This window comes from Pseudomonas putida (genome assembly GCF_025905425.1).
GTDB classification, from domain to species: domain Bacteria; phylum Pseudomonadota; class Gammaproteobacteria; order Pseudomonadales; family Pseudomonadaceae; genus Aquipseudomonas; species Aquipseudomonas putida_AF.
In genome coordinates this window covers 4015802-4029547 of sequence record NZ_CP109603.1, presented here as the reverse complement: position 1 = coordinate 4029547, position 13746 = coordinate 4015802, and the positions used below count along the sequence as shown (strand labels likewise).

General features: G+C 62.0%; 11 protein-coding genes. All 11 read left to right on the top strand.

The window, feature by feature from the left end; all coding sequences use genetic code 11:
- The first annotated feature begins 17 nt into the window (after window positions 1–17).
- The 11 genes from OGV19_RS17980 to kdsA all read left to right on the top strand — a co-directional run bounded on the left by OGV19_RS17980 (window position 18) and on the right by kdsA (window position 13612).
- On the top strand, window positions 18–521 hold the full coding sequence (locus OGV19_RS17980; RefSeq protein ID WP_027595800.1) for an OmpH/Skp family outer membrane protein: 504 nt from the start codon (window positions 18–20) through the stop codon (window positions 519–521).
- A 1-nt stretch (window position 522) separates the two neighbouring features.
- A complete protein-coding gene (gene lpxD / locus OGV19_RS17975; RefSeq protein WP_264309981.1) occupies window positions 523–1578 on the top strand; it encodes a UDP-3-O-(3-hydroxymyristoyl)glucosamine N-acyltransferase in 1056 nt (351 codons plus the stop codon).
- Window positions 1579–1690: 112 nt separating this feature from the next.
- The gene (fabZ, locus tag OGV19_RS17970; RefSeq protein ID WP_008094893.1) at window positions 1691–2131 is read left to right on the top strand and encodes a 3-hydroxyacyl-ACP dehydratase FabZ; all 441 of its coding nucleotides are present in this window, start codon (window positions 1691–1693) and stop codon (window positions 2129–2131) included.
- Complete coding sequence (gene lpxA / locus OGV19_RS17965) at window positions 2128–2904, top strand: acyl-ACP--UDP-N-acetylglucosamine O-acyltransferase (protein WP_264309980.1); 777 nt, start codon at window positions 2128–2130, stop codon at window positions 2902–2904. Before fabZ ends, lpxA begins: the two co-directional genes overlap by 4 nt.
- 1 nt (window position 2905) lies before the next feature.
- Complete coding sequence (gene lpxB / locus OGV19_RS17960; protein ID WP_264309979.1) at window positions 2906–4033, top strand: lipid-A-disaccharide synthase; 1128 nt, start codon at window positions 2906–2908, stop codon at window positions 4031–4033.
- Between the two features lies 1 nt (window position 4034).
- Window positions 4035–4658 carry a ribonuclease HII gene (gene rnhB, locus OGV19_RS17955; protein ID WP_264309978.1) on the top strand — a complete coding sequence of 208 codons (624 nt, stop codon included), beginning with the start codon at window positions 4035–4037 and terminating at the stop codon, window positions 4656–4658.
- Between the two features lie 187 nt (window positions 4659–4845).
- Window positions 4846–8370, top strand: coding sequence for a DNA polymerase III subunit alpha (gene dnaE, locus OGV19_RS17950; protein ID WP_264309977.1), 3525 nt, complete (start codon window positions 4846–4848; stop codon window positions 8368–8370).
- Window positions 8371–8475: 105 nt separating this feature from the next.
- Entirely contained in the window at window positions 8476–9423 is a 948-nt protein-coding gene (locus OGV19_RS17945) for an acetyl-CoA carboxylase carboxyltransferase subunit alpha (protein ID WP_264309976.1), read from the top strand.
- A 158-nt stretch (window positions 9424–9581) separates the two neighbouring features.
- A complete protein-coding gene (tilS, locus tag OGV19_RS17940; protein ID WP_264309975.1) occupies window positions 9582–10865 on the top strand; it encodes a tRNA lysidine(34) synthetase TilS in 1284 nt (427 codons plus the stop codon).
- Between the two features lie 269 nt (window positions 10866–11134).
- Window positions 11135–12763, top strand: coding sequence for a CTP synthase (locus tag OGV19_RS17935; RefSeq protein ID WP_264309974.1), 1629 nt, complete (start codon window positions 11135–11137; stop codon window positions 12761–12763).
- Window positions 12764–12766: 3 nt separating this feature from the next.
- The gene (gene kdsA / locus OGV19_RS17930; RefSeq protein ID WP_264309973.1) at window positions 12767–13612 is read left to right on the top strand and encodes a 3-deoxy-8-phosphooctulonate synthase; all 846 of its coding nucleotides are present in this window, start codon (window positions 12767–12769) and stop codon (window positions 13610–13612) included.
- The last annotated feature ends 134 nt before the right edge of the window (window positions 13613–13746 follow it).

Here is a 13746-nt window from a genome sequence, read left to right as displayed (position 1 = left end):
TTATCCAGGAGTGCATCGTGCGTAAGTTGACTCAACTGGCCATCTTGGCCGCGGCGCTGGTCGCCACCCCGGCTTTCGCCGAAATGAAGGTTGCCGTCCTGAACTATCAGATGGCCCTGCTTGAATCGGATGCCGCCAAGAAGTACGCGGTCGATGCCGAGAAGAAGTTCGGCCCGCAACTGACCAAGCTCAAGAGCCTGGAAAGCAGCGCCAAGGGCATCCAGGACCGCCTGATCAAAGGCGGCGACAAGATGCAGCAGCAGGAGCGTGAGCGCCTGGAGCTCGAATTCAAGCAAAAGGCCCGCGACTTCCAGTTCCAGTCCAAGGAACTCAACGAAGCCAAGGCCGTTGCTGACCGCGACATGCTCAAGCAGCTCAAGCCGAAGCTGGATGGCGCTGTCGAGGAAGTGATCAAGAAGGGCGGTTTCGACCTGGTTCTCGAGCGTGGCGCGGTCATCGATGTCAAACCTCAGTACGACATCACCCGCCAAGTTATCGAGCGTATGAACCAAGCCCGTTGATATGACCTTGACCATGACGCTTGGCCAGCTGGCCGAAGCCCTCGGTGCCACCCTCAAGGGGCCCGAGACGCTGAAAATTACCGGACTGGCCACCTTGCAGGAGGCCGGGCCCGGTCAATTGAGCTTCCTCGCCAACCCGCAGTACCGCAAATTCCTGGATAACAGCCAGGCGGCAGCGGTGCTGCTCAAGGCGGCGGATGCCGAAGGCTTTGCGGGCAACGCACTGATCGTCGCTGATCCGTACCTGGCCTATGCACGCATTTCCCACCTGTTCGATCCCAAGCCCAAGGCTGTGGCGGGAATTCATCCCAGCGCCGTAGTGGCTGAAGATGCACAAGTGGATGCCAGTGCGAGCATCGGCCCGTTCGTCGTCATCGAAAGTGGTGCGCAGATTGCTGCCAACGTCAGCATCGGTGCCCACTGTGTTGTCGGTGCCCGCTGCGTCATCGGTGAGGGTGGCTGGCTGGCGCCACGGGTCACCCTGTACCATGACGTGACCATCGGCAAGCGTGTCGTCATCCAGTCGGGTGCGGTGATCGGTGGCGAGGGCTTCGGCTTCGCCAACGAGAAGGGCATTTGGCGCAAGATCGCCCAGATCGGCGGCGTGACCATCGGCGATGATGTGGAAATCGGCGTCAACACGGCAGTGGACCGTGGTGCGCTGTCGGACACGCGTATTGCCGACGGGGTCAAACTCGACAACCAGATCCAGATCGCCCATAACGTCCAGATCGGTGAGCACACCGCCATGGCTGCCTGTGTCGGTATTTCCGGCAGCACGCGCATTGGCAAGCATTGCACCATCGCGGGCGGTGTCGGCATGGTCGGTCATATTGATGTCTGTGATAACGTTTTCGTGTCCGGGATGACCATGGTGACCCGATCGATCACCGAACCGGGTGCCTATTCTTCCGGCACAGCCATGCAGCCGTTGGCTGATTGGCGCAAGAGCGCCGCGCGTATCCGCCACCTGGACGACATCGCCAAGCGTCTCCAGCAGGTGGAAAAGCGCATCGATACCGTGACCTCAGGCGGCCAGCCGGCATCAGAAGGCTGATACCATTCCCTGAGCAAGAGTGAACAGACGCTAGCTGGCTCTCTTTGGACTGCAAAAGGAGCGCGTGGTCAGCACCTGCGCTCCCTATTCTTATTACAGGCTTCCCCCCGAAATGATGGACATCAACGAGATTCGCGAATACCTGCCTCACCGTTACCCGTTCCTGCTGGTGGATCGCGTGACGGATCTGGACTTCGAGGCCCAGAGCATTCGTGCCTACAAGAATGTCAGCATCAACGAGCCGTTCTTCAATGGCCATTTCCCGGCCCACCCGATCATGCCGGGCGTTCTGATCATCGAGGCCATGGCCCAGGCGGCCGGTATCCTCGGTTTCAAGATGCTCGATGCCAAGCCGGCTGATGGCACCCTGTACTACTTTGTCGGTTCCGACAAACTGCGTTTCCGTCAGCCGGTATTGCCGGGTGACCAGCTTGTGCTGGAAGCTAAGTTCCTCAGCCGCAAGAGCATGATCTGGAAATTCGAATGCCGCGCCCTGGTCGACGGCAAACCGGTCTGCTCGGCACAGATCACTTGCGCGGAACGCTCCCTATGAATTCGATTGATCCTCGGGCCATCATCGACCCCTCGGCCAAGCTGGCCGAGGGCGTCGAGGTCGGCCCGTGGTCGATCGTTGGCCCCGACGTCGAAGTCGGGGAGGGCACCATCATTGGCCCGCATGTGGTGCTCAAAGGGCCGACCCGTATCGGCAAGCACAACCGCATCTACCAGTTTTCCTCGATTGGCGAAGATACCCCTGACCTCAAGTACAAGGGGGAACCGACCCGTCTGGTGATCGGCGATCACAACGTGATCCGCGAAGGCGTGACCATTCACCGCGGGACCGTTCAGGACCGTGCCGAAACCACCCTCGGCGATCACAACCTGATCATGGCCTACGCGCACATCGGTCACGACAGTGTCATCGGCAATCATTGCATTCTGGTGAACAACACCGCGCTGGCCGGGCATGTTCACGTGGGCGACTGGGCGATTCTGTCCGGGTACACCCTGGTGCACCAGTACTGCCACATCGGTGCTCATGCGTTTTCTGGCATGGGTACGGCGATCGGCAAGGATGTGCCTGCCTTTGTCACGGTGTTTGGCAGCCCGGCCGAAGCCCGTAGCATGAACTTCGAAGGCATGCGCCGCCGAGGGTTCAGCGACGAGGTCATTCATATCCTGCGTCGTTGCTACAAGATCGTCTACCGTCAGGGCCTGACCGTCGAAGACGCGATCAAGGCGTTGGACGAACTGGCAGCCCAACACCCTGAGGTCGATTTGTTCCGTCAGTCGATCCTGAATTCCGCACGCGGCATCACGCGCTGACATGGCCCAGCTTTGCGTAGCCCTGGTCGCGGGTGAGGCCAGCGGCGATATTCTCGGTTCCGGCTTGATGCGCGCCCTCAAGGCGCGCCATCCCGACGTACGTTTCATCGGCGTTGGCGGCCCCTTGATGGAAGCCGAAGGCCTGCAATCCTACTTCCCCATGGAACGTCTGGCCGTCATGGGCCTGGTCGAGGTGCTGGGGCGCCTGCGTGAGCTGCTCAAGCGCCGCAAGCTGCTGATCCAGACCCTGATCGCCGAAAAACCCGACGTGTTCATCGGCATCGATGCCCCTGATTTCACCCTCAATATCGAATTGAAGCTGCGTCAGGCCGGCATCAAGACCGTGCACTACGTCAGCCCATCCGTGTGGGCCTGGCGGCAGAAGCGCGTGCTGAAGATCCGCGAAGGTTGCGACCTGATGCTGACGCTGCTGCCTTTCGAGGCGCGGTTCTACGAAGAGCAGGGCGTACCGGTGCGGTTCGTCGGCCATCCGCTGGCCGACACCATCCCCCTTGAGGCGGATCGACAAGCGGCGCGCAGCGCGCTTGGCCTGGGTCAAGGCCCGGTGGTGGCGCTGATGCCAGGAAGCCGTGGCGGTGAGGTTGGGCGCCTGGGGGCGCTGTTCCTCGATGCCGCCGAGCGTTTGCGCGAGCGGGTGCCCGGTGTGCGCTTCGTGCTGCCTTGTGCCAATGCCACGCGACGCGCCCAGCTCGAGCAGATGCTCGAAGGGCGCGAGCTGCCGCTGACGCTGCTCGATGGCCAGTCGCACCAGGCCCTGGCGGCCTGCGATGCAGTACTGATTGCTTCGGGTACCGCCACCTTGGAGGCACTGCTGTACAAGCGGCCCATGGTGGTGGCCTACCGCCTGGCCCCGTTGACCTACTGGATTCTCAAGCGTCTGGTGAAAAGCCCTTACGTGTCGTTGCCCAACCTGCTGGCCCAGCGCGAGCTGGTGCCCGAACTGCTGCAGGATGACGCCACCAGCGAAGCCTTGGCGCAGACCTTGGCCCCCTTGGTGGCCGATGGCAGCCAGCAGACCGAACGTTTCGACGAGATTCACCGCACCCTGCGCCGGGATGCTTCCAACCAGGCCGCCGAGGCGGTTCTGGCCTTGCTCAAGGACCGCTGACATGCAAATAGGACTGGATTTCAACCTGGTCGAAGACCTGGTCGCCGGTGTCGATGAAGTCGGCCGTGGCCCGCTGTGCGGCGCGGTGGTCACTGCCGCGGTGATCCTCGACCCGGCACGGCCGATCCTGGGCCTCAACGATTCGAAGAAACTCACCGAAGCCAAGCGCGAAGCGCTGTTCGACGAAATCTGCGAGAAGGCGCTGAGCTTTTGCATTGCCCGCGCCGAGGTCGAGGAAATCGACCGCCTGAACATCCTTCAGGCCACCATGCTGGCCATGCAGCGTGCGGTTGAGGGTTTGCATGTCACGCCCAAGCTTGCCCTGATCGATGGCAACCGTTGCCCCAAGCTGGCGGTACCTGCGGCGCCGGTGATCAAGGGTGATAGCCAGGTACCGGCCATTGCGGCGGCATCGATCCTGGCCAAGGTGACGCGTGATCGGGAGATGAGCGCGTTTGAGCTGATCTATCCAGGCTACGGCATGGGTGGGCACAAGGGCTACCCGACGCCGGTGCACCTTGAAGCCCTGGCACGGCTTGGGCCTACGCCCATTCATCGGCGCTCCTTTGCGCCTGTGCGGGCGGCTTGGGAGGCCCGTGAGGGCGTTGTTGACTCCTTGATTTAGCCTAATTGGGCCGCTGTGCGGCCCATTCGCGGGGCAAGCCCGCTCCCACAGGTCTGACACAGTATTCAAGCTGGGCGCAGAACCTGTGGGAGTGGGCTTGCCCCGCGAATGGGCTGCACAGCAGCCCCAAAATCCCCTCGCTTTTACGCTACAATCCCGCCCTTGTCGTTCTGCTACAGGATCATCCATGTCGGTTCCCTTCGTTCACCTTCGCGTGCACTCCGAATTCTCGCTGGTCGACGGTCTGGTGCGGATCAAGCCGCTGGCCAAGGCGTTGGCGGGGATGAACATGCCGGCGGTGGCGATCACCGACCAGAGCAACATGTGCTCGCTGGTGAAGTTCTACAAGACCGCCATGGGTGCCGGCATCAAGCCGATCTGTGGTGCCGACTTGTGGCTGGCCGGGGCCGACCCGGAAGCACCGTTGTCGCGCATCTGTTTCCTGGCGATGAACCCCAAGGGGTATCGCAACCTCACCGAGCTGATTTCACGTGGCTGGGTCGAAGGCCAGCGTAACGGCCTGGTGATTCTGCAGCGTGAATGGATCGCCCCTGCCAGCGAAGGCCTGATCGCGTTGTCCGCAGGCAAGGAAGGCGACATCGGCGCGGCGCTGCTGGGCGGCAGGATGGAGGAGGCCGAAGCCCTGCTGCGCGACTGGCTGGGCATGTTCCCCGAGCGTTTTTACGTAGAAGTGCAGCGCACCAACCGTGCCCGCGACGAAGAATACGTGCACGCCGCCGTGGCCCTGGCCGACAAGGTCGGCGCGCCGCTGGTGGCGACCAACGATGTGCGCTTCATCAAGCAGTCCGACTACGACGCCCACGAAACCCGTGTCTGCATCGGCGAAGGCTGGACCCTGGATGACCCACGTCGCCCGCGTAACTACAGCGACCAGCAATACCTCAAGAGCTCGGACGAAATGGCCGAGCTGTTCAGCGACCTGCCCGACGCCATCGCCAACACCGTCGAGATTGCCAAGCGCTGCAACATTCAGGTGCAACTGGGCAAGCACTTCCTGCCTGACTTTCCGACGCCCAATGGCATGGGCATCGACGATTACCTGCGCCATGTCTCCCATGAAGGCCTGGAAGAGCGCCTGGCGGTGCTCTGGCCCAAGGAGACCACCCCGGACTATGAAGAGAAGCGCCAGACCTACCTGGACCGCCTGAAGTTCGAGCTGGACATCATCATCCAGATGGGCTTCCCCGGCTACTTCCTGATCGTTATGGACTTCATCAAGTGGGCCAAGAACAACGGTGTGCCGGTAGGCCCAGGCCGAGGCTCGGGTGCGGGTTCCCTGGTGGCCTACGTGCTGAAGATCACCGACCTCGATCCGCTGGCCTATGACCTGCTGTTCGAGCGCTTCCTCAACCCTGAACGTGTATCCATGCCCGACTTCGACGTCGACTTCTGCATGGATGGCCGTGACCGGGTCATCGAATACGTGGCCGATGCCTACGGGCGTAACGCGGTCAGCCAGATCATCACCTTCGGCACCATGGCTGCCAAGGCGGTGGTGCGTGACGTGGCGCGGGTGCAGGGCAAGTCCTACGGCCTGGCCGACCGTCTGTCGAAGATGATTCCCTTCGAAGTCGGCATGACCCTGGAAAAGGCGTACGAGCAGGAAGAAATCCTGCGCGACTTCCTGAAGGGCGACGAAGATGGTCGCGAGATCTGGGACATGGCCCTCAAGCTCGAGGGTGTCACGCGGGGTACCGGCAAGCACGCCGGTGGCGTGGTAATCGCGCCAACCAAACTGACTGACTTCTCGCCGATCGCCTGTGACGAAGAGGGCGGCGGCCTGGTAACCCAGTTCGACAAGGACGATGTCGAGGCCGCCGGGCTGGTCAAGTTCGACTTCCTCGGCCTGCGCACGCTGACCATCATCAAATGGGCGATGGAGACGATCAACCGCGAGCAGGCCAAGCAGGACCTGCCGGACCTGAACATCGACTTCATTCCGCTGGATGACCGCAAGACTTACGAGTTGCTGCAAAAAGCCGAGACCACGGCGGTGTTCCAGCTCGAATCGCGCGGCATGAAGGAGCTGATCAAAAAGCTCAAGCCGGACTGCCTGGAAGACCTCATCGCACTGGTGGCGCTGTTCCGCCCAGGCCCGTTGCAGTCGGGCATGGTGGACGACTTCATCAACCGCAAGCACGGCCGCGCTGAGCTGGCCTATCCGCACCCCGACTACCAGTATGACGGCCTGCAGCCGGTACTGGCGCCCACCTACGGCATCATCTTGTATCAAGAGCAGGTGATGCAGATTGCCCAGGTCATGGCCGGCTATACCCTGGGTGGTGCCGACATGCTGCGTCGCGCCATGGGTAAGAAAAAACCCGAAGAGATGGCCAAGCAGCGTGGCGGTTTCATCGAAGGGTGTGCCAATAACGGCATCGATGGCGATCTTGCAGGCAACATCTTTGACCTGGTAGAGAAATTTGCCGGTTACGGCTTCAACAAATCTCACTCTGCCGCCTACGGTCTGGTGTCCTACCAGACTGCCTGGCTGAAAACCCACTACCCGGCGCCGTTCATGGCCGCGGTACTGTCGGCGGATATGCACAACACCGACAAGGTGGTGGTGCTGATCGAGGAAGTGCGCAGCATGAAGCTGCGCCTCGACGCGCCCGATGTGAACACCTCCGACTTCAAGTTCACCGTCAATGACGATGGCCGTATTGTCTATGGCTTGGGTGCGATCAAGGGCGTGGGCGAGGGGCCGGTGGAGGCCATCGTCGAAGTGCGTGCCCAGGGCGGCCCGTTCAAGGACTTGTTCGATTTCTGCGATCGCGTCGACCTCAAGCGCGTCAACAAGCGCACCCTCGATGCACTGATCCGCAGTGGTGCGCTGGACCGCCTCGGCCCGTATTTCCATGACGAAATCAAGGCGTACCAAGCCAACATCGACCGCAACCGTGCGACTTTGCTGGCGGCGCTGGAAGAGGCGATCAAGTCGGCAGAGCAGACCGCACGTACCGCCGACAGCGGCCATGTCGATCTGTTTGGCGGCTTGTTCGTCGAGGCAGACTCGGACGTCTATGCCAACCACCGCAAGGTCCGCGAGCTGACCCTCAAAGAGCGGCTCAAAGGCGAGAAAGACACGCTGGGCCTGTACCTGACCGGTCACCCGATCGACGAATACGAAAGCGAGATTCGCCGTTTTGCCCGTCAGCGCATCATCGACCTGAAGCCGTCCCGAGAGTCTCAGACGATCGCTGGCATGATCGTTGCGTTGCGGGTCATGAAGAACAAAAAGGGTGACAAGATGGGCTTCGTCACCCTCGATGACCGCTCCGGGCGTATCGAGGCTTCGCTGTTTGCCGACTCCTTCATGGCGGCTCAGTCACTGCTGCAGAACGATGCCATGGTGGTGGTCGAAGGTGAGGTCAGTAACGATGACTTCTCTGGTGGCCTGCGCCTGCGGGTCAAGCAGGTAATGACCATGGAGGATGCACGCACGCGCCTGGCCGAAAGCCTGCGCTTGAAAGTCGCCCATGACGCGCTCAAGGGCGACCGCCTGAACTGGCTGGGTGAGCTGATCACCCGTCACCGCGGCGGCTGCCCGATCACCCTGGAATACACCGGCAGTGACGCCAAGGCCATGCTGCAGTTTGCCGATGAGTGGTCGATCGACCCGGCCGACGGCCTGATTCAGGCGCTGCGTGACCAGTTCGGGCGTGAGAACGTCTTCCTGCAATATCGTTGAATCGACGAATTTTAATCTCGACCTGAATGCGCCCGATCCCTTAAGGTAGGGCGCCAAACGGATCAACCGGCCGGCCGCCTGGCCGTAGACCCAAGACGGATGCCTATGAACCCGAATTTCCTCGATTTCGAACAGCCGATTGCCGACCTGCAAGCCAAGATCGAAGGCCTGCGCCTGGTGGGTAACGACAACTCGCTGAACATCAGCGATGAAATTGCCCGTCTGCAAGACAAGAGCAATACCCTGACCGAAAGCATCTTCGGCAACCTGACCAGCTGGCAGATCGCCCGCCTGGCCCGTCACCCGCGTCGTCCTTACACCCTGGACTACCTGCAGCACATCTTCACCGAATTCGAAGAGCTGCACGGTGACCGTCACTTCTCCGACGATGCTGCGATCGTGGGCGGTACCGCCCGTCTGGATGGCAAGGCGGTCATGGTCATCGGCCACCAGAAGGGCCGTGAAGTGCGTGAGAAGGTACGCCGCAACTTCGGCATGCCGCGCCCTGAGGGTTACCGTAAGGCGTGCCGCCTGATGGAAATGGCCGAACGCTTCAAGATGCCGATCCTGACCTTCATCGACACCCCGGGTGCTTACCCAGGTATCGATGCCGAAGAGCGCAACCAGAGTGAGGCTATCGCCTGGAACCTGCGCGTAATGGCGCGCCTGAAAACGCCAATCATCGCCACCGTGATCGGTGAGGGTGGTTCTGGCGGTGCGCTGGCCATTGGTGTGTGCGATCAGCTGAACATGCTGCAGTACTCCACCTACTCGGTAATCTCGCCGGAAGGTTGCGCCTCGATCCTGTGGAAGACCGCCGACAAGGCTGCCGACGCTGCCGAGGCCATGGGCATCACGGCCGAGCGCCTGAAGAGCCTGAACATCGTCGACAAGGTCATCCCGGAGCCGCTGGGCGGCGCCCACCGCGACCCGGCCGCCATGGCTGAAAGCATCCGTGCCGACCTGGTGCAGCAGTTGGACATGCTGGGCAAGTTCGACAATGACGCGCTGCTGGCCCGTCGTTACGAGCGCCTGATGAGCTACGGCCTCTGATACACCCCGGGGCCGCTTTGCGGCCCCTGTGGGAGCGGGCTCGCCCCGCGAAGAGGGCGGCTCTGGCAACGGAGTCGTATGGCAAGGGCTTCGCCCTTGTTCGCGGGGCAAGCCCGCTCCCACAGTGCCCCGGCGATTCCGAATCATGTGAGGCGCCCTTGATCAACCTCACCCCCTGGCTCCAAGCCCCTGCCTGGCACATCGCCTTCTCTGGCGGCCTGGACTCTACCGTCCTGCTGCACCTGCTGGCCGATTACGCCCGTACCCACCCCGCACCCCCGCTGCGCGCCATCCATATCCATCACGGCCTGCAGCCCGCCGCTGACGCCTGGCCATCCCATTGCCGGCACATCTGCGCCAACCTAGGCATCGAACTGCGTGTGATCCACGTCCAGGTCGCGCCCGGCGCCAGCCTCGAACAAGCTGCCCGCGATGCCCGTTACACGGCATTCAAGGAGGTGCTCGGCCCCGGTGAAGTACTCTTCACTGGCCAACACCGCGAAGACCAGGCCGAAACCTTGCTCTTCCGCCTGCTGCGCGGCGCCGGGTTGCGTGGCTTGGCCGCGATGCCGGTACAGCGTCCGCTGGGGCAGGGCTGCCTGGCCAGGCCGTTGCTGGCCGTTGCGCAGCAACAGTTGCAAGCGTACGCCCAAGCCCAGGGCCTGACCTGGATCGAAGACCCCTCCAACCGCGACACCGCCTTTGCCCGTAACTATTTGCGCGGCGAAGTGTTCCCTGTGTTGCAGCAGCGCTGGCCGCAGGCCAGCCAGAACCTGGCCCGTTGCGCAGAGCACCTGGGCGAAGCACAGGGTTTGCTGGATGACGTGGCTCAGGCCGATCTGGCCCTGGCCGAGGAGGGCGCTGCTGCGGCTTGGGTGGGGCTCGATTCCTTAGCGCTTGCGGTGCTCGCGGCGTTGTCACCCGCTCGTCAGCGCAATGCCCTGCAATACTGGCTCAGCCGCCGCACTCGGCTGCCGGATACGCGCCACTGGGCTGGCTGGGCCGACCTGCGCGATGCCGCAGCCGACGCGCAGCCGAGCTGGCGTCTGGCCGACGGCCGGTTGGTGCGCAGCAACGGCCGTATCTGGTGGCTGAGCGGTGACTGGCTGCAGACGCCGCAAGGCGAGTTCGCCTGGGCAGACTCGGCCTGCGAGCTGGCGTTACCGGGCAACGGCAGCGTTCGGTTGACTGCGCCCAAGCCCCTGGCGGGCCTGACTATTCGCTATCGCCAGGGTGGTGAAGTGCTTGAGTTTGCAGGGCGCGGCCGACGCGACCTCAAGCGCCTGCTCAACGAGCTGCAGGTGCCGCATTTCGTGCGTTCACGCCTGCCATTGCTGTACCAAGGCGAGCGTTTGCTGGCAGTGGCCAGTCTGCCCGAGCTCGGGCAGGCAAATTGCCAACTGCACTGGCAGCCTCCGACGAACGCGCAAGGTTTGAGCTGAAGGGTACATTCCGGTAGACTACCCTCCCTTCTTGATACAACTTCTGTGCGTTCCTCGGAAACACGGCAGTTGCCGATTACCACGCAGTTTTTTGCTGGGCTGATTCTGGAAATGACGAGCGAGCTCCATGCCGGGGATACCCCTGGTTTGTACAGACGCGGCAGTTTTTCGAGATGCACTGTGATTGACGCAGGTGATCGGGGGCTTCGGCCTTCCTTCGCTTTCTCCGGCGGCGCTGGCCGCCTTAACGCAGACTTCTAGGGTTTTTCATGACGCGCTACATATTCGTCACGGGCGGTGTTGTTTCTTCATTGGGGAAAGGCATTGCCTCGGCTTCCCTGGCGGCCATCCTGGAAGCGCGGGGACTCAAGGTCACCATGCTCAAGCTGGATCCGTACATCAACGTCGATCCTGGCACCATGAGTCCGTTCCAGCACGGTGAAGTCTTCGTCACCCATGACGGCGCCGAGACTGACCTTGACCTGGGCCACTACGAGCGGTTCATCCGCACGACCATGACCCAGAACAACAACTTCACCACCGGCCGTATCTACGAGCACGTGCTGCGCAAGGAGCGCCGTGGTGACTACCTGGGCGCGACCATCCAGGTCATCCCGCACATCACCGACGAGATCAAGCGTCGCATCATCAAGGGCGCCGGCGATGCCGACGTGGCCCTGGTTGAAATCGGCGGCACCGTCGGCGACATCGAGTCGCAGCCGTTCCTCGAGGCCATCCGCCAGTTGCGTTTCGAAGTCGGCGCCAAGCGCGCGATGCTGATGCACCTGACCCTGGTCCCATACATCGCCACCGCGGGCGAGACCAAGACCAAGCCAACCCAGCACTCGGTCAAGGAGCTGCGCTCCATCGGCCTGCAGCCTGACGTGCTGGTATGCCGCTCCGATCACCCGATCGACAGCTCGTCGCGCCGCAAGATCGCCCAGTTCACCAACGTTGAAGAGCGTGCGGTGATTGCGCTGGAAGACGCCGATACCATCTACAAGATCCCGGGCATCCTGCATGCTCAGGGCCTGGATGATTTCGTCACCGAGCGCTTCGGTTTGCAGTGCGATAGCGCCGACCTGTCCGAGTGGGACAAGGTCGTCGACGCTAAGCTCAACCCAGAGCACGAAGTGACCATCGCCATGGTCGGCAAGTACATGGAGCTGCTGGATGCGTACAAGTCGCTGATCGAAGCGATGAGCCACGCCGGCATCACCAACCGCACTAAGGTCAACCTGCGCTACATCGATTCCGAAGACATCGAGAACCAGGGCACCAGCCTGCTCGAAGGCGCCGATGCCATTCTGGTACCGGGCGGTTTCGGCCTGCGCGGCGTCGAAGGCAAGATCACCGCGGTGCAGTACGCCCGTGAGAACAAGGTGCCATACCTGGGTATCTGCCTGGGCATGCAGGTTGCCGTGATCGAATTCGCCCGTAACGTGATGGGCTGGAAAGACGCCAACTCCACCGAGTTCGACCGCAGCAGCGGCCACCCGGTCGTCGGCCTGATCACCGAGTGGGCGGATGCCACCGGTGCCGTCGAGACCCGTACCGAAGCTTCCGACCTGGGCGGTACCATGCGCCTGGGCGCACAGGACTGCCAGATCGTCTCGGGTTCCAAGGTTCACGACTGCTACGGCAAGGACGTGATCACCGAGCGTCACCGCCACCGTTACGAAGTGAACAACAACCTGCTGCCACAGATGCTCGACGCAGGCCTGGTGGTCTCCGGTCGTTCCGAAGACGGCGCGCTGGTAGAAGTGGTCGAGTCCAAGGACCACCCATGGTTCGTCGCCTGCCAGTTCCACCCGGAGTTCACCTCGACCCCGCGTGACGGCCACCCGCTGTTCAGTGGTTTCGTCAAGGCAGCCCTGGCTCAGAAGAACAAGGCCTGATCAATGACCCAGAAGATCATTCGCGTCGGTAACATCGAGATCGCCAACGACAAGCCGTTCGTCCTGTTCGGCGGCATGAACGTTCTGGAGTCCCGTGACCTGGCAATGAAGGTCTGCGAAGAGTACGTGCGGGTGACCGAGAAGCTCGGCATCCCGTACGTGTTCAAGGCCAGCTTCGACAAGGCTAACCGTTCGTCGGTGTCGTCCTACCGTGGCCCAGGCATGGAAGAGGGGCTGAAGATCTTCGAAGAGATCAAGCGTACCTTCAACGTGCCGGTGATCACCGATGTGCACGAGCCCTACCAGGCCGAGCCGGTGGCCAAGGTCTGCGACATCATCCAGTTGCCGGCCTTCCTGTCGCGCCAGACCGACCTGGTGGTGGCCATGGCCAAGACCGGCGCGGTGATCAACATCAAGAAGGCCCAGTTCCTCGCGCCCCAGGAAATGAAACACATCCTGGCCAAGTGCGAAGAGGCCGGTAACGATCAGTTGATCCTCTGCGAGCGTGGTTCGAGCTTCGGCTACAACAACCTGGTAGTGGACATGCTCGGCTTCGGCATCATGAAGCAGTTCGAGTACCCGGTATTCTTCGATGTGACCCACGCCCTGCAGATGCCGGGCGGTCGCTCGGACTCTGCCGGTGGCCGCCGCGCCCAGGTTACCGACCTGGCCAAGGCCGGCATGAGCCAGGGCCTGGCCGGTCTGTTCCTCGAGGCCCACCCCGATCCGGACAACGCCAAGTGCGATGGTCCATGCGCCCTGCGCCTGGACAAGCTGGAGCCGTTCCTGGCTCAGCTCAAGCAATTGGACGACCTGGTGAAAAGTTTTCCGACGGTAGAAACCGCGTAAAGCTCATTTCTCGGGTAAAGTACCGCCCGTTCTCTCCCTGACCGTTTGGTCAGGGAGTGCTTCATCAGGCCTGCCTGCTGCATACCCCGCCTGGTGAAGTGCAAGGATTTCCTAAGCTGCGTTGTTTTCGTCAA